At 40.2% G+C, this 19,090-nt stretch carries 18 protein-coding genes and 1 pseudogene; 16 read left to right on the forward strand and 3 right to left on the reverse strand.

Annotation, left to right across the window (positions count from 1 at the left end; all coding sequences use genetic code 11):
* Positions 1-208: 208 nt before the first annotated feature.
* Positions 209-577, forward strand: a pseudogene (locus tag JL001_RS20150) (RNA polymerase sigma factor); the annotation flags it as partial.
* Complete coding sequence (locus JL001_RS20155) at positions 574-795, forward strand: hypothetical protein (protein WP_200979390.1); 222 nt, start codon at positions 574-576, stop codon at positions 793-795. The pseudogene JL001_RS20150 and the gene JL001_RS20155, both read left to right, overlap by 4 nt.
* Before the next feature lie 335 nt (positions 796-1,130).
* Here the strand turns inward: JL001_RS20155 and JL001_RS20160 are convergent, their stop codons facing one another.
* Positions 1,131-1,841 carry a DsbA family protein gene (locus JL001_RS20160; RefSeq protein WP_200979391.1) on the reverse strand — a complete coding sequence of 237 codons (711 nt, stop codon included), beginning with the start codon at positions 1,839-1,841 and terminating at the stop codon, positions 1,131-1,133.
* A gap of 58 nt (positions 1,842-1,899) precedes the next feature.
* Here JL001_RS20160 and JL001_RS20165 point away from each other — a divergent pair, with 58 nt between their 5' ends.
* The gene (locus JL001_RS20165; protein WP_200979392.1) at positions 1,900-2,055 is read left to right on the forward strand and encodes a hypothetical protein; all 156 of its coding nucleotides are present in this window, start codon (positions 1,900-1,902) and stop codon (positions 2,053-2,055) included.
* Between the two features lie 149 nt (positions 2,056-2,204).
* On the opposite strand, the gene JL001_RS20170 is transcribed toward JL001_RS20165, so the two are convergent.
* A complete protein-coding gene (locus tag JL001_RS20170; RefSeq protein WP_200979393.1) occupies positions 2,205-3,275 on the reverse strand; it encodes a Fic family protein in 1,071 nt (356 codons plus the stop codon).
* 676 nt (positions 3,276-3,951) lie between these two features.
* On the opposite strand from JL001_RS20170, the gene JL001_RS20175 reads away from it, so the two are divergent.
* The 10 genes from JL001_RS20175 to dprA all read left to right on the forward strand — a co-directional run bounded on the left by JL001_RS20175 (position 3,952) and on the right by dprA (position 13,952).
* On the forward strand, positions 3,952-4,626 hold the full coding sequence (locus JL001_RS20175) for a GNAT family N-acetyltransferase (RefSeq protein WP_192011838.1): 675 nt from the start codon (positions 3,952-3,954) through the stop codon (positions 4,624-4,626).
* Between the two features lies 1 nt (position 4,627).
* Positions 4,628-5,827: an argininosuccinate synthase gene (argG, locus tag JL001_RS20180; protein WP_200979394.1), complete on the forward strand. Its 1,200-nt coding sequence runs from the start codon at positions 4,628-4,630 to the stop codon at positions 5,825-5,827.
* The gene (gene argC / locus JL001_RS20185; RefSeq protein ID WP_200979396.1) at positions 5,820-6,788 is read left to right on the forward strand and encodes an N-acetyl-gamma-glutamyl-phosphate reductase; all 969 of its coding nucleotides are present in this window, start codon (positions 5,820-5,822) and stop codon (positions 6,786-6,788) included. The genes argG and argC overlap by 8 nt, the downstream gene beginning before the upstream one ends.
* Before the next feature lie 11 nt (positions 6,789-6,799).
* Positions 6,800-7,945, forward strand: coding sequence for an aspartate aminotransferase family protein (locus JL001_RS20190; RefSeq protein WP_200979398.1), 1,146 nt, complete (start codon positions 6,800-6,802; stop codon positions 7,943-7,945).
* A gap of 102 nt (positions 7,946-8,047) precedes the next feature.
* Complete coding sequence (locus JL001_RS20195; protein WP_200979400.1) at positions 8,048-8,989, forward strand: N-acetylornithine carbamoyltransferase; 942 nt, start codon at positions 8,048-8,050, stop codon at positions 8,987-8,989.
* A gap of 25 nt (positions 8,990-9,014) precedes the next feature.
* A complete protein-coding gene (gene argB / locus JL001_RS20200) occupies positions 9,015-9,815 on the forward strand; it encodes an acetylglutamate kinase (RefSeq protein WP_200979402.1) in 801 nt (266 codons plus the stop codon).
* 79 nt (positions 9,816-9,894) lie between these two features.
* The gene (locus tag JL001_RS20205; protein ID WP_200979404.1) at positions 9,895-10,956 is read left to right on the forward strand and encodes a M20 family metallo-hydrolase; all 1,062 of its coding nucleotides are present in this window, start codon (positions 9,895-9,897) and stop codon (positions 10,954-10,956) included.
* Positions 10,957-10,997: 41 nt separating this feature from the next.
* On the forward strand, positions 10,998-12,332 hold the full coding sequence (gene argH, locus JL001_RS20210) for an argininosuccinate lyase (protein ID WP_200979405.1): 1,335 nt from the start codon (positions 10,998-11,000) through the stop codon (positions 12,330-12,332).
* 164 nt (positions 12,333-12,496) lie between these two features.
* On the forward strand, positions 12,497-12,850 hold the full coding sequence (locus JL001_RS20215) for a MerR family transcriptional regulator (RefSeq protein WP_200979406.1): 354 nt from the start codon (positions 12,497-12,499) through the stop codon (positions 12,848-12,850).
* Positions 12,831-13,952, forward strand: a complete 1,122-nt coding sequence (gene dprA / locus JL001_RS20220) for a DNA-processing protein DprA (protein WP_200979409.1) — start codon at positions 12,831-12,833, stop codon at positions 13,950-13,952. Before JL001_RS20215 ends, dprA begins: the two co-directional genes overlap by 20 nt.
* A 162-nt stretch (positions 13,953-14,114) precedes the next feature.
* Here the strand turns inward: dprA and JL001_RS20225 are convergent, their stop codons facing one another.
* Entirely contained in the window at positions 14,115-14,960 is an 846-nt protein-coding gene (locus tag JL001_RS20225) for a hydroxymethylglutaryl-CoA lyase (protein ID WP_200979412.1), read from the reverse strand.
* A gap of 243 nt (positions 14,961-15,203) precedes the next feature.
* On the opposite strand from JL001_RS20225, the gene JL001_RS20230 reads away from it, so the two are divergent.
* The 3 genes from JL001_RS20230 to JL001_RS20240 all read left to right on the forward strand — a co-directional run bounded on the left by JL001_RS20230 (position 15,204) and on the right by JL001_RS20240 (position 19,085).
* Positions 15,204-16,496, forward strand: a complete 1,293-nt coding sequence (locus JL001_RS20230; protein WP_200979414.1) for an acetylxylan esterase — start codon at positions 15,204-15,206, stop codon at positions 16,494-16,496.
* 49 nt (positions 16,497-16,545) lie between these two features.
* Positions 16,546-18,321, forward strand: a complete 1,776-nt coding sequence (locus JL001_RS20235) for an alpha-L-rhamnosidase (RefSeq protein WP_200979416.1) — start codon at positions 16,546-16,548, stop codon at positions 18,319-18,321.
* A gap of 233 nt (positions 18,322-18,554) precedes the next feature.
* Positions 18,555-19,085, forward strand: a complete 531-nt coding sequence (locus JL001_RS20240; RefSeq protein WP_200979417.1) for a T9SS type A sorting domain-containing protein — start codon at positions 18,555-18,557, stop codon at positions 19,083-19,085.
* Positions 19,086-19,090 lie beyond the last annotated feature (5 nt).

The raw sequence follows: 19,090 nt of genomic DNA on the forward strand, positions 1-19,090 counted from the left end.
ATGGGATTGATTTGAGGCAAAATTATAAAGAAAGGTGGAATAATTCATGATCTGAAGTAAAACCAACAGCCAATCAGCATAACACCAATCACTCGAAGTTCCACAAAAAATCCTTTTCCTGTAACCTTTTCTCAAGACAGCTTGTCTAACCTCTACATTTCCGAAGATTACCAACAAATCAAATTCTGTAAAATGAAAAAGATTCAATTTTAACTCCTCTTTTTCCACCTGGCTGTATCGCACAGTGGTAAGCACCAGCTATACGGCCATTCTAAAATCAAAAAAAAGATCAAACGTCCTTTTAGAAGATGAACATTCCAATGCGACGACAACTGCCTTTGATAGTTTCGATATCCTTCAAGCAAAGGAAAGGAAGGAAATCGTTCACATGGTAATAGATAACCTAAAGCCCCAAGAGTCATTGATGCTTAAGCTGTTTTATTTGGATGAACAGCGCATTCAGGAAATTACCGGGATGAGCCAAGCCAACATAAAGGTCTTGCTCCACAGGGCACGAAAACAATTCCATGCAGAATTGGAAAAAGTGATTGGCCAACAAAAAAAGAATCTCTTATGAACGACCAGGATGATATAACCAAAAAATGGATCAAGGAAAGTTTGGAGACAACTTCCGATGGGTTCATCGAAAAGCTGATGGGCAGAATAAAGCAACCTCAGGTTGCTATCCGTTTTCCTTTTTGGCAAATTGCCGTTACGCTACTTAGTTTCTTGACCATTATGGGAAGCGTATTTTTTTTTAAAAGATATAATCAAGAAATCCATGGGTTCTCTTGAGTTTCAACTTCCATTTACGCCTACAGTTATCCCATTGGTCTTGGTTCTTTTTGTTTTGTTTGCAGCCTTCCAGCTTATCAACTTGAGAGAGAGCCAAAGAAAACTTCAAAGACTCCCCTAATGGGTGCAGATTAACAAATTCATACCTACAATGGATCATACAGAAAAGTAAGGGCCGCAGGCAAACATTAACATTTAGCTGCGGCCCCTTTAGGATAGGTTAAATTTCTTTTCAGGATATGTTGGATTTTAATCTGTTTCTAGGGACATCATTTGATTTCAATAATCAAACAATCTTGTAATCTTCTAGGTGATTATCAATCCTTAACTTGGCTTTAGTCACAATTGCCATCCAAATCACAAGCAGCTCCATTTTCATCACCTGTCACAGACTTTAAATTAGGCTTATCCTGCTGCTCTTTCCAAGCCGTTTCTAATGCTTGGATGAAAGTCTCCTTAGGCTGCGCCCCAGATACACCAAACTTCTGGTCCAACACAAAAAACGGAACTCCTCTAACCCCTAACTGCTGAGATTCATAGATATCATGGTTGACTGCCGCATCATAATCCTTGGATTGAATAGCTTCCTTGACTTTTTCTTCTTCCAACCCTACTTCTTTAGCCAAATTGATTAAAGTCGCCTGATCATCCATGTTTGCACCTTCGGTAAAATAGGCATGGAACAACCTTTCCTTTAGCCCCCCTCCTTTACCATTGATCTTCGCATATTGTAATAATCGATGTGCTTTGCGGGCATTGGCCACTACCACCTTACTGAAATCATAATCCAAACCTTCTTCCTTAGCCATCGTTGTCACCTGCTCCCCAGCTTCTTCAGCTTGTTCTACAGTCCAACCTTTTGTTTCGGCTAGATATTCGGCTATACTTTGGTCTGTATTTGTTTTCATTTCAGGATTGAGCAAAAAGCTTTTCCATTCCACCTCTACCTCGTCTTTGTGAGGAAATTCCTCCAATGCAGCTTCTAACCTTCTTTTTCCAATGTAACAAAACGGACACATGATGTCCGACCAGATTTCTATCTTCATAGTGTTTTTTGATTATCTTATGGGTAAATCAATTTTTAAGCATTTGAGTTCAAAAATTATGAAAACTAAAGAATGCCCTTCCTGCGCCATGGAGGTAGATGTCAAAGCCAATACCTGTCCCATCTGTAAATATGAATTTCCTAAAAGAAGTCCAATTTATCAATGGGTAGCCATATTGCTCGCCATATTATTTATTCTCATGTATGTTTTATAACATTAGATCAGCTGAATACTTAATTAATAAAAAAAGCATTTATTTTATTTGTCCTTAATTCCTGTACATCTTAAAATTGGTCTTACTGATTTTAAGTCAAACATGAAAGTAAAGGTGACTTTAAAATTTCAAAGTCACCTTTACTGTTTTTAAACCATCTCCAAATGCAATTTCAAAGATTCCAAAACAGCATCTGCCACTAGATGGTAAAATGGCACAGGATCATTGTTCACTTGCACTTCTTCCAAAGCACGATAATAGGCCAGCCTAGAAGCATTGTCTCCTTTGAGATTAGCTATGGTATAACCATTTCCAACCAAGATCAAATTCATAATCAATCGGCTGGTTCTTCCATTTCCATCCACAAAAGGGTGAATACTCACCAAATGCTCATGAAGCTCTGCTGCTAATAAAACAGGATGCAAAATATTCTTTTGCTTTTGGTAATGAAAAAAGTAATCCTCCATCATCTTATCAATCAAATAAGGCTGTGGTGGAACATGCTGGCTACCACTGATCCTTACGGGAACTGCCCTATATTTTCCGGCATTATCTCTATCGATTCCCTTTAAAACCAAATAGTGAAGGTCTAATAGAGTCCTCCTGTAAAGCTCCACTTTATCCACCACCAGCTTCTCCAGATAATCAACAGCCTCTGCATGGTTAATTGCCTCCAAATGTTCTCTCATAGATTTACCTCCAACAGTAATCCCTTCATTAACTACTAAATGGGTCTCTTGCAATGTCAAGGTATTTCCTTCGATCCTATTACTCTCAAAGGTATAGGCCACATTAAAATACTCTTTCATCTTTTGAAGCTGAATTGCGCCCAAAGGCCTTTTATTCTGCCATTTTACTTTTAAGAAATCTATCTTCTCTAGTTTGGATGAAATCTCTGAAGGAATCTCCTGCAGTGTGAGTGATTGCTTCCCAGCAAGGTATTCAACCCTGCTTTCAGCCAAAGCCAATATCTCAGCTGAATCCACTTCATACTGAACCAAACTCAACACCTTCTCTGCCAACCAAACTTTCTTCAAATCGGCAAAAGACAATCTATAAGCCTCTGCCAAGCTCAACAAGTTTTTTTCGGATGGTAACCTTTTGCCCCGCTCGAACTTACTTAGCAACCCTGAATCTATTCTTGTAACGCTTACAGCTTCTTTTAAGGTTAAACCTAACCTTTCCCTGCTTTCCATCAAAATAGTTGCTAATGTTCTCATTTGACATTTTATTTTTTGACAAATTTAGTCAAATTAATTTGATAAAGAAACATTCAATCCTTTAATTATCAATATTTTACAAAAAATCACTTTTTTGACCATTTAGGCTATGATCTCAATTGCCGTAATCTTAAAGAAAATTTAAAGTTGTTAAACTTCTATTTACACTTCATCCAAGATTGAAATAAAGTTTCAGCCTACATCCATTAAATGGACTATTGATTTAAAAATATTTCTGTTTAGACTCTAAGACCAAAGGATTAACTGTACCCAACTATAAAGCCTCAAAATAAAATTATTTGATCATTGCGGTATTCAGGCTAAACTGTAGACAGAAGCCCTGATTGATAAAATTTATCTAAAAATGTTTTGTATATTTAATCTTTAATTTGAACATTTGTACCGCATTAGAAAAATGAGCAATTTAATCAACATAGCAGCGCACAATAATATGATGGACATTCTTTCCATCAACAGCATTGCTATGCCACTTTTTTCTCCTAGGAAAAACTTCAGGAATCTTTTTAGGGCCTAGTCCCTACTATTATAATGGACTTCCTACGCGGAGGTCTTACTACCCCAAGCATAATTATTTCTTTGAACATTCTGGAGTCAAACAGTTGGCAAGACAATATCGGGATTATAGCCACTTATGACTTCTCGATAAATACCAAAAATGGCAAAAAGTCAATTCATCATACAGCCTGCGGGAGTGCAGCACTGTAAATATGCTCAGACCATCGTGGATGAGATGGCATTATCAGCTCAAGCACGTGGCACAGGTATCGCAAAACGTTCCCCTGACTATATCACCCAAAAGATGATGGAAGGGAAAGCCGTTATCGCCCTTTCCAAAGAGGGAGAATGGGCAGGTTTCTGCTACATTGAAGCCTGGAGTCATGGTAAGTTCGTGGCCAACTCGGGCCTAATAGTCTCTCCTAATTTCAGAAAATCAGGTCTTGCCCGTGAAATTAAAAAAGCGGTCTTCAAGCTAAGCCGTTCCAAGTACCCTAATGCCAAAATTTTTGGCCTTACCACTGGAGCTGCTGTCATGAAAATCAACTCTGAATTAGGCTATGTACCGGTGAGTTATTCCGACTTAACAGATGATGAGGACTTCTGGAAAGGCTGTCAAAGCTGCGTAAATTATGAAATACTAAAGAGCAAAAACCGTCAAAACTGTCTTTGCACGGCCATGCTTTATGTGCCAAAAGACCAAAAGAAAAAAGAGGTTGCCCTTAAAAAAGACTTTGGTAAAAACCTTAATTTGTTCGAACGATTGGTACGAATGAAACGCGCCGTATTTACGAGTGTAAAAAAAAAGACGAATAAAACATTAGAATTAATATAAAATGAAAAAAGTTGTTTTAGCATACAGCGGTGGTTTGGACACCACTTTTTGCGCTATCCACCTGTCCAAAGAAAAAGGCTATGAAGTTCATGCCGTATTGGTTAATACTGGAGGATTCAGTGAAGAAGAGTTAAAAGCTACTGAGGAAAGGGCTGGCAAATTAGGGATTGCCTCTTTTGAAGTTTTGGATGTTACCCAAACTTATTATCAGGAAGTAATCAAATATTTGGTTTTCGGTAATGTGTTAAAAAACCAAACCTATCCTCTTTCTGTTAGTGCGGAAAGAATTTTGCAAGCCAAAGCCCTAGCTGAATATGCTAAAAAAATCGGAGCAAAATCAGTAGCTCATGGAAGTACAGGAGCTGGAAATGATCAAGTACGCTTTGATATGATCTTCCAAACTATTTTGCCTGAGGCAGAAATTATCACTCCGATCCGAGATTTGAAGTTAAGCCGTGAAGCTGAAATCGAATACCTCAAAAAACACGGAGTAGAAATGAACTTTGAAAAAGCGGCATATTCCATTAATAAAGGAATTTGGGGAACTTCTGTTGGCGGCAAAGAAACATTGACTTCAGGCGGTACTCTACCTGAGGAAGCCTACCCTACTCAGTTGACCAAAACCGAGCCTGAAACCATTACGCTCCAATTTGAATCTGGAGAGCTAAAAGGTGTCAATGGGAAAAAATATGATAATTCTGTAGAGGCAATTTTAAAGGTACAGGAATTGGCTGATCCATACGCTATCGGAAGAGACATCCACGTAGGAGACACCATTATTGGTATTAAAGGACGTGTAGGTTTTGAGGCTGCTGCTCCATTGATTATTATCAAAGCGCATCAACTATTGGAAAAACACACCTTAACGAAGTGGCAAACCTTCTGGAAAAACCAATTGTCTGAATTCTACGGAAACCATCTTCATGAAGGGCATTATTTGGACCCTGTCATGAGAAACTTAGAATCTTTCCTTCAAGACACGCAGACTTTTGTTACTGGAGAAGTAAAGGTAGCCCTAAAACCTTACCAATTCCAATTAATCGGCATCGAATCAGCACATGACCTGATGTCGGCTAAATTTGGTAGCTATGGTGAAATGAACAAAGGCTATACCGCAGAGGATGTCAAAGGGTTTACAAAAATCCTTGGTAACCAAACGGCTATTTTCCATAAAGTGAATCAAACCTTAGAAAATGATTAAAATCAAAACAGCCATTATTGGCGCTGCTGGATATACGGGAGGTGAATTATTACGCATCCTGATCAATCACCCCAATTGTGAGTTGGTCTATATCCATAGCAACAGCCAAAAAGGTAAAAAAATAGACGAAGTACACCCAGATCTGATCGGGGATTCCGATTTGGTCTTTACAGATGAAGTAAAGACAGAAGGACTTGACGCAGTGTTTTTGGGCTTACCACATGGACAAGCCAAAAGCTTTCTAGAAGAAAATAAATTCGATGATAATACAGTTATCATTGACCTGAGTACCGACTTTAGGAACGAATCCAATGGTTTCCTTTATGGTCTTCCTGAGGTCAATGCGCATAAAACAAAAGGGGCTAAACGAATTGCCAACCCTGGCTGTTTTGCTACCGGCATCCAATTGGCTTTAGCTCCCGCTATAGCTGCTGGATTGGCCAAAAAAGACATCCATATCACAGGGATAACAGGAAGTACTGGCGCTGGTAAAAAACTGAGCGAGACTACTCACTTTAGTCAGAGAAACCAAAATGTTTCGGTTTATAAACTCTTCACACATCAGCACCTAAAAGAAATCAAACAGACTTTTAGTCAGCTTCAAGAGGGGTTTGATCAAAACCTTTTGTTTGTACCCTATAGAGGTAATTTCTCAAGAGGCATCTGGATTACTGCTTACTTTCCATATGAAGGTTCTTTGGAAGATGCATATAAAGTTTATAACGAATTTTATAAAAAAGCAGCCTTTACCCACGTTTCCGAAATGGACATTGACCTAAAACAAGTAGTCAGCACCAACAAGTGCATCGTTCACTTAAAAAAGGAAGCTGATCAATTGGTGGTATATTCTGCCATTGACAACCTATTGAAAGGCGCATCTGGACAAGCGGTGCAAAACTATAACCTGGCTTTTGGGCTGGATGAAAAAGAAGGCTTAAAACTTAAAAGCGTAGCTTTTTAACCCACTAAAAGATGAAACCATTTGACGTATATCCTTTGATCAACGTTACCCCAGTGAAAGCTGCTGGCAGTAAAATCTGGGATGATCAAGGCACAGAATATTTAGACTTATACGGTGGCCATGCAGTAATCTCTATAGGGCATAGCCATCCACATTATACTAAAAGAATCAAAGAACAACTGGATAACATTGCCTTTTACTCCAACTCTGTTCAGATCCCGATCCAAAAGGAATTGGCGACTAAGTTGGGAGAAGTATCTGGCTATGCTGATTACGACCTTTTCCTTTGTAACTCAGGTGCTGAAGCAAACGAAAACGCCTTAAAACTAGCCTCTTTTGAAACTGGCAAAAAAGGATTTATTTCTTTTACCAAAGGCTTTCATGGAAGAACTGCTGGGGCTGTCGCGCTGACCGACAATCCTAAAATCATCGCTCCATTTAACGAGCATGACCAAGTGCATATCCTTCCATTTAATGAGCTTGACAAAGTTGAAAAGCAATTGGCCAAAGGTGATATCGCAGGAATCATTGTAGAAGGAATTCAAGGGGTTGGTGGTATTGTAGTGCCAAATCCAGAATTCCTGTTGGGTCTTTCCAAATTGGCCAAACAATACGGAGCTAAACTTATTCTTGACGAAGTCCAGTCCGGATATGCGAGAACGGGAAGGTTCTTTGCACATCAATGGGTAGAAGGCCTTAAACCAGATCTAATCACTGTAGCCAAAGGAATGGGCAATGGTTTTCCTATTGGTGGTGTCTTGATCAGTCCGGAGTTCAAAGCTTCACATGGGCTCCTGGGAACGACATTTGGAGGAAATCATTTAGCATGTGCAGCGGCTTTGGCTGTTTTGGAAGTAATAGAAGAAGAAAATTTGATTGAGGCTGCTGCCCAAAACGGTGAGGTGCTAATGAAGGAATTGAGTGCCATTGAAGGAGTCACTGAAGTGAGGGGAAAAGGTTTGATGATCGGTTTTGACTTAGCTGTTGAAGCGGCTCCTGTCCGTTCTGCCTTGATCCATGAACATAAAATATTCACTGGCAGCTCTGGTGGAAAACACACAATTCGTTTGCTTCCACCGCTGAATATTGAAACAAAAGCTTTAACTTTATTTATACAGAAATTAAAAGCCGTTTTGACTACAAATAAGGTCCATTAACTGGCCCTCATTTTCCTAAAACATTTTCACCAAAGCGTTCATTTTACTAAAAAATGGACGCTTTGTCTTAACGGTTTTCTCATAGCCAAAAAAACTTAACCAATGAAATACTACACCCAATTTGAAAACAAAAGCCTAGCTGATCAGCTGATCCAAAAAGCATTGGAATACAAATCAAATCCATTGATGGATAAGACGCTAGGTACTGGAAAGAGAATTGGACTATTATTTTTGAATCCTAGTCTTCGGACACGTGTCAGTACACAGATTGCGGCCTCCAACTTAGGCATGGAAGTCATTGTCCTCAATATGGACAAAGAAGGATGGGCACTTGAAATGGAAGATGGTGCCATTATGAACCAAGGTAAAGTAGAACATATCCGGGATGCTGCAGGTGTCTTAGGTAGTTACTTCGATGTTTTGGCTCTTCGGGCCTTTCCATCACTGACCAACAAATCTGAAGACAGCGAGGATTTCATCCTTAACCAGTTTATCAAACACAGTGGCCTTCCGGTCATCAGCCTTGAAAGTGCTATCAGACACCCTTTGCAAAGTTTGGCTGACATGGTCACCATCGATGAGCACAAGAAAAAAGAAAAGCCTAAAGTAGTGCTTACTTGGGCTCCTCACATCAAGGCCATCCCCCATGCCGTGGCCAATTCCTTTGCTGAATGGTCAATTGGATGTGGCCATGATGTAACCATCACTCACCCTGAAGGATATGAACTAGACGAAAGGTTTACACATGGAGCAACCATTGAACATGATCAGGATAAAGCTTTGGCCGATGCTGATTTTGTTTATGTCAAAAACTGGAGTGCCTTTAACGAATATGGTAAAATCCTTTGCACTGATGAGTCTTGGATGCTTACCGAGCAAAAGCTCTTTAAAGCTCCCAATGCCAAAGTCATGCACTGCCTTCCTGTAAGAAGAAATGTAGAACTGTCAGATGAAATATTGGACGGCTCAAGAAGTCTGGTCCAATACCAAGCCCAAAACAGAATTTATGCTGCTCAGGCTGCATTAAGTAATATTTTGAAATAACCCCTACCACTAACAACCGCATAAAATGAAAATCAGTATTGTAAAAATAGGAGGAAACGTCATTGACGATCCACAAAAACTTGATGAGTTTTTGTACCTGTTTGCCAGATTGGAAGGAAAGAAAATCTTGGTCCATGGCGGAGGAGTCATGGCCTCAAAATTTGGAGAGCGATTGGGTATCCAGCCTAACATGGTAGACGGAAGAAGAATCACCGATGCAGAAACACTGGATGTGGTTACTATGGTCTATGGAGGTCTGATCAATAAAAAAATCGTCGCTAAACTCCAGGCGCTTGAGCAAAATGCCTTAGGGTTTACCGGTGCAGATGGCAACTTGATCAGATCTGCCAAAAGACCGGTAAAGGATATTGACTATGGTTTCGTAGGTGATGTCAAAGAAGTCGACACGGAGCTTTTGGACACCTTACTTGAAAAAGACATCATTCCAGTGGTCTCAGCCATAACCCATGACAAAAAGGGAAACCTGCTAAATACCAACGCCGACACAATAGCCTCCGAAATAGCCACTTCAATGGCTGTAAAGAACACCGTGAGGCTTTATTTCTGTTTCAATAAAGCAGGTGTGCTTATCGACGAAAACAATGATGATTCTGTCGTCCCCAAGATCAATGAAGACATCTATGATGAATTGAAAAAAGACAAGGTAATCCATTCTGGAATGATTCCTAAATTGGACAATGCTTTTAGTGCTTTGGATAAAGGAGTTAGCAATGTATGGTTGGGCAAGGCAGAGAATTTGGTTTTGGCTGCAAAAGGCAAAAAATCAGGCACCAATATCGAAAAGCATCGCTACGACCTTTATTGAGTTGTGGATTCCCAACGTTGGATAATCCACCATTACTCATCTTTGATAATTTTAACCTTTAAACAGATCCTGCTGATTCATGCATAAGCTTAAAGAAGAAGCAAAAGAACTTCTCCAGCAACTGATTGAAACGCCTTCTTTGAGTCGAGAGGAGGAAAACACCGCTCAATTGCTTTCCGATTACCTTGTTTCAAAAGGGATAAAGGTCAATAGACAATTCAATAATATTTGGGCTGTCAATAAGCATTTTGACCCACAGCTTCCTTCAGTTTTACTCAATTCCCATCACGATACTGTAAAACCCAATAATGGTTATACCAAGGATCCTTACAAAGCAATCATCGAGGATGGAAAACTCTATGGCTTGGGGAGCAATGATGCTGGAGGTTGCTTGGTCAGCTTAATAGCAGCATTCGTTTATTTTTATGAAAAAAAGCTTCCCTACAATTTGATTTTGGCTGCAACCGCAGAAGAAGAAATAAGCGGCAAAAATGGTATTGCTGCACTTCTACCAGAATTACCTCCTATTGATTTGGCGATTGTAGGAGAACCTACCCTTTTGGACGTCGCTGTCGCTGAGAAGGGACTCATGGTCATTGATGCTACCGTAACTGGAAAGGCTGGACATGCGGCAAGAAATGAGGGAATCAACGCCTTATATGAAGCATTGCCTGACTTAAACCTGATTAAAGATTACCGTTTTGAAAAAGTGTCTGATTACTTAGGAGAAAGTAAAGTTTCTGCTACCATCATTCAATCGGGTTCGCAGCACAATGTCGTGCCAGACAAATGTGTTTACACCCTAGATGTGCGCGTTACGGACAGTTATACTCTTCAAGAAGCTTTGGATGAACTAAAAAGAGTGCTAAAGGCTGATTTGCAGCCTAGGTCCATGCGACTCAACTCCTCCGCTTTACCTAAAGCCCATAAAATTTGGGATGTAATCCATAAGATGAACCTAAAATGCTATGGAAGTCCTACCCTTTCGGATCAGGCTTTGATCTCCTACCCATCCATCAAAATTGGGCCTGGGGACTCAGCTAGATCCCATACCCCTGACGAATTCATCCATTTGGAAGAAATCAATCAGGGAATCGATAGATATATTGCTATTTTGCAACATTATTTTGATCAAAACTAGAAACTAATACTCCCTACATTTAGGGAAAAGTAAATACGAGCATGAAACTTTGGCAGAAAAACACCACCAGTACCAAGGAAGTAGAACAATTCACCATTGGACGTGACCCAGAATTCGATATAGTTTTGGCACCTTTTGATGTGTTAGGGTCTTTGGCTCATGCCACCATGTTGGAAAGTATCGGACTACTGACCAAGGAAGAATTGGCTACTTTAAAAAAGGGGCTTAGAGAAATCTATGCTGAAATAGAAGCGGGTACTTTTAAGATTGATCCGGGCGTGGAAGATGTGCATTCACAAGTAGAGTTCTTGTTGACTGAAAGGTTTGGAGATGTAGGTAAAAAATTACACAGTGGCCGATCCAGAAATGATCAAGTGGCAGTGGACCTTAAGCTATACTATAGATCAGAGATCCAAAGTGTTTTAGAAGCCACTAAATCCCTATTTGATCTTTTGATTGAATTGGCGGAAAAACATAAAAATGCCCTGATGCCCGGCTATACCCATACTCAGTTGGCCATGCCTTCCTCATTTGGTCTTTGGTTTGGCTCTCTTGCTGAGGCTTTGGCTGAAGATCTGGAACTTTGGCAAGCCGCTTACAATTTGGCAGATAAAAATCCCTTGGGTTCTGCTGCGGGATATGGTTCCTCTTTTCCACTAAACAGAACCATGACCACTCAACTTTTGGGCTTTAAAGAAATGCACTACAATGTCATCAATGCCCAAAACAACCGTGGAAAAACAGAAAAGGTCATCGCCTTTGCCATGGCAGGCTTAGCTGGTACGCTTAATCGTCTGGCTGCAGATACGATTATTTTCATGAACCAACACTTTGGTTTTGTGAAATTTCCGGATAATCTCACTACGGGTTCCAGCATCATGCCCCATAAGAAAAATCCAGATGTATTTGAACTGATCCGTGCCAAGGCCAACCAAATCCAAAGTGGACCTCAAAACCTAATGATGCAGATGACCAATACCACTACTGGTTATCACCGTGATCTGCAATTATTAAAAGAAACTACCTTTCCAGACTTTGAAAAACTGAAAGATTGCCTACAAATTACCGAGTTTATGCTGGAGCATATTGAGATTAAATCAGGCTTGTTGGAAGATAAGTTTTACAAGCATTTGTTCAGTGTGGAAGAAGTCAATCGTTTAGTATTGGAGGGCACTCCTTTTCGCGATGCCTATAAACAAGTGGGGTTGGCCATTGAAAATGATGATTTTGCTCCATCACATACAGTGAAACACAGCCATGAGGGAAGCATTGGCCAGCTTTGTTTGGAGGAAATCAAACAAAAAATGGATACCGCATTGGCAAAATTTGATTTTGAAAACATAGCATCCAGTTATCAAAAACTCTTGGAAGAATAATAATAGATTTTAGATACTAGAGAGCAGAAAAAATGACGTATTACTTTAGCCCCTAAAAGGCTGTTGTAATGCGTCATTTGTCTTCATAATAGATACTAAATCCTCTTTTTCCATTGTCTTCTTTCGTATAAATTCGTTATTTTGAATTCATAAATTTTTGAGCGGTGCCGTACAAAGAGAGAGAAATAGAAAAAAAATATTATTCCATTGGTGAAGTGGCTGATAAATTCAAGGTAGCTACTTCCTTAATCCGCTATTGGGAGGGTGAATTTGACATCATCAAGCCCAAAAAAGACAAAAAAGGCAACCGCAGGTTTACCAAGGAAGACATCGAGAAAATCGGTCTGATTTTTCACTTGGTAAAAGAAAAAGGCTACACCTTGCAAGGAGCTCAGGAAATCATCAAAAAAGACCACTATGAGATTTCTGACAAAGCCAGCATGGTCAATCGCCTGAACCAGATCAAGGACTTTTTAATCGAAATCAGGAACAATCTCAATGTCAAGAACGAATTATGAACAACTCCTATATGCCATTGCCTTAAGCCTAGTCCCTAATCTCGGGCCTTATATTTACAAAAACATTATTAGCTACTGTGGTTCTGCCATGCAGTTTTTTAACATGCCTAATGGCAAAGCAAGTAAAATCCCCGGTATTGGCCCAAAGCTATTGGCTATTCGAAAAGAAAAGGATCAGTTCCTCAAAGAAGCTGAAAAAATCCTAGAAGATTGTCTGAAAAATAACCTCAAAATCCAAACCTATCAAGACAGCTCTTACCCTAAAAGGTTAAAGTCATTTGTCGATGCACCTGTCCTGCTTTTCTCTAAAGGGAATGTAAACTTTAATGCAGCAAAGACTATCGGCATCGTGGGTACACGCAATGCTTCCGAATATGGCAAAACCACTACCAGAAAAATCGTAGAAGGGGTTGCCCCTTTTTCACCAACCATCATCAGTGGATTGGCCTATGGCATTGATATCACTGCACATCGGGCCGCTTTGGAATTTGATTTGCCGACCATTGCGGTATTGGGCAATTCTTTGGAAAAAATCTATCCAGCAGCTCACAAAAGTACAGCGAGCAGTATGTTCCCAAATGGAGGACTGGTTTCAGAATATAAAGTGGGAACAGCACTCAACCCGAATAATTTCCCCGCTAGAAACCGCATCATCGCTGGACTTTCCGATGCCTTGGTTGTGGTCGAGGCAGCAAAAAAAGGTGGTGCTTTGATCACGGCAGAAATTGCTTTCAGCTATAACAAGGAAGTCTTTGCAGTGCCTGGAAACCTCCAAAACACTTATAGCGAAGGCTGCAATAATTTGATACGCTATATGAAAGCCAGCATTTACACTGGACCAAAAGACATTCAGGAAGCCCTATCTTGGGAAGCTGGGAATGGTGTGGAAAGCGCTGTCAAACAAAATAAAATTGACCTCAGTCAGTTCTCTACAAACGAACAAACAGTTCTAAAACTGCTCTCGGAAAATCAGGAATTAGAAATTGACAGGCTCAGTTGGCAAAGCCAAATTCCTATTTCCCAATTGGCTTCACTCCTGCTTAACCTGGAATTCCAAGGGCTGATCAAGTCCTTACCTGGCAAGAAGTATGTGATGGGGTAAAAACGACTAGTCAATCCAACAATCAAACCTACTAAACTTTTGAAATTTGAAATTCAGAAGAAAATATGAATAGCTCTATTAATCAATGGCCACGCTACTTCTGACTTGGTGTAATTTGCAATTATACTTCTCAATTTTTCTTAGCGCCCTATGCTGTCAAACTTAACCAAAAACAAACTTGGCCAATTTCATGGCCTCACCAAATTCTTCCATATTCAAATTCAGATGATGACCTTCCTTTTCCAAAACTTCAATCATCACTTCTGTGGCCACATTGCCCACCAGTTCATCTTTGGCCATAGGACAACCACCAAATCCCTTGATGGCACCATCAAATCGCCTGCACCCTCCCTTTAAGCCTGCTTGGATTTTCTCAGCAATGCCTTCTGGTCTACTGTGAAAATGTGCTCCAAACTCTATTTCAGGATAAGCTTGAATGTTTGTTTCAAATAGCTCCTCAATCAATTTGGGCTCCGCTACGCCAATAGTGTCTGACAAAGCGATAATTTTAATTCCCACAGCATCCAATTTCCCAACAAACTCAGCTACAATATCCGCTGAAAAAGCTTCCCCATAAGGATTGCCAAATCCCATACTCAAATAGGTAACAAAAGTCTTACCCTTGATTTCACAGAGATTCTGAATATCCTCGACCGTCTCCAAAGCCTCAGCAATACTTTTGTTGGTATTTCTTTGCTGGAAAGTTTCTGAAATGGACAAAGGAAAACCCAAACAATCAATCTCCTCAAAATGTAAAGCATCCTCAGCCCCTCTCTTATTAGCCACTATTGCCAATAATTTCGATTTAGAATGGAACAAATCCAATAACTCCAACAGTTCTGCTGTATCCCTCATCTGGGGCATGGCCTTGGGGCTGACAAAACTCCCAAAATCCACGGTATCAAAGCCTACCTCTAAAAGTTGGTTGATGTAGGCCGCTTTGATCGCCGTATCAATAAATTCTTCTCGTCCCTGCATGGCATCTCTGGGACATTCTATGATCTTCATAAGGATGTACTTCGAATTCTAAATGATCGAAGTTAAAGAAATTAATTGGGAATTGATGTTTTTTAGACTTCAGGTGGAACATGACTTCTTTCTATAAATTCTCTCACTAAAAAAGATAAAGGCCTCTTGTCTTTGGCAATTACCTTCTTTCAAAAAACCTCCATTATAGTCCGCTTATATTCTTAAATTAAGTAAGAAGAATATTAGCAAAGCTTTTAACCCAAACCCGCAACCAAAATAACCATGGCAAGTATTAAATCATTACTGCTGTTTTTACTGCTAGCGCTCATTTCACTTTCTGCCATTTGTCAAAACGCCCCCACTGAAGTCGCTGGCATCCCCATTAATTATGATGAATCAAAGGTTCCTGACTTCAGGCTTCCTGATCCTTTGATTTTACAAAATGGAAAGCCGGTTACTTCTTCAAAAATATGGTATAAAAAAAGAAGACCAGAAATCCTTAACCTATTTGAAAATGAGCAATTTGGGAAATCACCTAAACGCAATAAGCTCAACTACAAAATACAAGAAGCTGGTTCTTCGGCTTTGGGAGGATTAGCGGTAAGAAAACAAATTACACTTTACTTTACCGAAGACACCTCAAATTACAAAGCAGACCTGCTCATCTATCTACCTGCGGAAAGCGAATCTCCTTCTCCAATATTATTAAAAATCGGATTTACGGCTAATGCACTTTCAGTGGATGACCCGGCAGTAAGGGAAGGCCTAATCTGGAACAGAGAAGGCAAGCAAATCCCAGCTTCTGAAGGAAGAAGGTTTGGTTCTTTTGATGTGGAAAAATTCATTTCAAATGGCATTGGTGTAGCTTTTATCTACTATGGAGATATTGAACCAGATTTCCCTGAAGGCATCCAGTACGGAATCAGAGGCCATTATCTCAAGCCAGGGACTGATTGGCCCGCTCCTGACGAATGGGGCACTATTTCGGCTTGGGCCTGGGGCTTAAGCTATGCCATGGATTACTTGGAAACTGACCTACAGGTGGATGCAGAAAAAGTGGCACTTTTTGGAGTTTCCCGTTTAGGAAAAACCGTTCTGTGGGCAGGAGCCAAAGATGAACGATTCGGTATGGTCATCGCCAGTTGTTCTGGAGAAGGAGGAGCAGCACTGTCTCGACGTCAATATGGAGAAACTATCGAACATATGATCGCTCCGTCAAGGTACTTTTATCAATTTGCCGGTAACCGAGCCAAATATGGTGGTGATCCCAATTCCTGTCCTGTAGATGCTCACATGTTATTGTCACTTATTGCTCCCAGACCCTTGCTCTTACAAACTGGCGACACGGACAACTGGTCTGACCCCAAAGGGGAATTTGAAGCGGCTGTCGCTGCCGGGCCTGTTTATGAGTTATTAGGAAAAGAAGCTTTACCCACTGACACTTGGCCATCAGCGGGCACTGCCATTCTAAATGATCTTGGCTATTATATGCATGCTGGTGGACATGGTACTGTTCCTGATGACTATGATGTGTTTATTGATTTTATGAAAATGCATTTTGATACTTCAAAGTAGAAGCACTTTCTGTCCTCTCTATTTTCTTACAGACATAACACTCCCTATTATGATGAAATTATTCTTAACCACCTGCTTCCTAATATTGATTGCTTCTTTCAACTGCTACAGCCAGCTTCCTCCCATTTTTGGCCCTGAATACGATGAAATTGCCCAAAGGGACGAAATGACCCGTACCTTTATTTCTCCTCTTCGCGTCATGTGGACCTCCGATAGCACTGGAGAGCTTATCAAAAATACAAAAGTATTGCTAAAAATGGGAAATAGCCAAACCAGCATGAGTCGCCAAACACAATTTTGCGCCATTAAAACCACCGCTGCTGATACTGCTTCAATCCTTTTGGACTATGGCAAAGAACTACACGGGGGCTTGCAGTTGGTTATGGGAGGCTCCTCCCGCCGGGAGCCCTCACTGGTGCGAATTCGCTTTGGTGAATCAGTGGGTGAAGCCAACAGCCAAACCTACAATTCAGACTGGTTAATGGGCTACTCTACTGACGATCATGCCAAAAGGGATATTATTATGGAAATTCCCAGAGATGGCATGATTGAAATTGGCAATACAGGATTCCGCTTTGTCCGCATCGACCTTCTTCAGCCCAACACTTTGATCAACCTTAAGGAGGCTAGGGCGATTTTGCGTTACCGGGACATTCCCTACCTAGGCTCTTTCAAAAGCAGTAATCCCAGACTGGACTCTATTTGGTTAACGGGAGCCTATACCACCCATTTGAATATGCAGGAGTATCTTTGGGATGGTATCAAACGCGATCGCTTAGTCTGGCTGGGAGACTTCCATCCAGAACTGGCCACCATTACCAAAGTTTTTGGTTACAATGAAGTAATTCCGCGTAGCTTGGATCTCGCTTGTCAACAATATCCTTTGCCCAATTGGATGAACAATATGACCTCTTATTCTTTTTGGTACTTGATCATCCACCATGACTGGTACATGCATAATGGTGATTTTGACTTCTTGAACAAGCATCGTGATTACATCATTGGCTTGATTGACCAAATAGCAGCTAAAATTGATACCGATGGGACCGAAACATTAGGTAGATTCCGTTTTTTAGACTGGCCCTCCACTCCAAACAAAGAAGGAGTTGAAGCTGGTTATCGGGCACTATTAACTTGGGCACTTAAGGACGCTCAAAAGCTTTGTAAAGTACTTGATGAACCAGAAGCCTTGAAAACTTGTACTACCGCTATCCAAAAACTAAATAATCAAATTAAAGACCATAATAACCTCAAACAAGCCGCAGCATTAATGGCTATAGCAGGTATCCTAGACCCGGTCAAAGCGAGTCAAGAAGTCATTGCTGTGGATGGACCTTCTCGCTTCTCTACTTTTTATGGTTTATATATGCTTGATGCTTTATCCATGGCTGAAATGCACAAAGATGCTTTGGATATCATTTTGGCTTACTGGGGAGGAATGCTAGACATGGGAGCCACAACTTTCTGGGAGGATTTTAATGTGGAGTGGATGGAAAACACAGCCCGTCTCGATGAGTTTACACCTGAAGGCATGAATGACATCCACGGTTCTTTTGGCGATTACTGCTACCCAAGCTACCGCCATAGCCTTTGCCATGGCTGGTCATCAGGAGTCACCGCTTGGCTCACCAATAATGTCCTTGGCATTAAAGTTATGGAAGCAGGTTGCAAAACGCTCAAAATAGAACCTCATCTAGACAACCTGGATTGGGTAGAGGGCACCTTCCCTACTCCTCTGGGAGTGGTCAAGGTCAAACATGTCAAATTAGAGAATGGCGAAATCCAATCCACCATAGATGCTCCAGAAGGTATCAAGATCATTTGATCACTACCCTAATGATTTGATTAACATCAAGATTAAAAAATACCTCAAGTGGGGTATTTTTTAATAACTAAGTATTTGATATTTTTAAAATCGACTTTTGTTAAAAAGCCCGAGGTGAGGCCAAAAAATTTATGTTCATCCTAAATCAAATCAACAAAGTGCATAAGTGTGAGCCCATTAATGGAATTTTGTAAAAAGAAATGTTTTCGAATTTAATTGAGCTGAAAATAATCATGATTACTATCAAAAGGTTTGATTATAAAAAAGGCCAAATCAACTACATGAAAAGTAAAATACTCTTCCTATTACCAATATTGGTTGGGATATCTTGTGAGGTTTCACAAGCTCAATCATGTATTCTATCGACTGGAGGCGAAACATCAAACAACTCAGGAACTGTCAGCTATTCTATCGGACAAACGGTCTTTAACAATTATTACAACGAAAACTTATCTTTAATAGAAGGCATCCAGCAACCTTATCAAATCTCTATTATTCTAAAATCTGAGGAACCAAATGAGAATATTAAATTAAAAGCATACCCAAATCCATCAACCGATCACATTACCCTAAAAGTCACTGGTCACGAACTGAGAGGTTTGGCTTATCTGTTTTATAACTCTTTGGGACAAGTGCTAGCCACAGATTTAATATCAGAAGAAGAAACCATCATATACACAAAGGATTTATCACCGGCTTCCTATTTTTTAGTTGTAACTGATAAGAAATCCATCATAAAAACATTTAAAATCTTAAAAAAGTAACTTGG

Origin of the sequence: Echinicola sp. 20G (assembly GCF_015533855.1) — a bacterium.
In the GTDB taxonomy this organism is placed as follows: domain Bacteria; phylum Bacteroidota; class Bacteroidia; order Cytophagales; family Cyclobacteriaceae; genus Echinicola.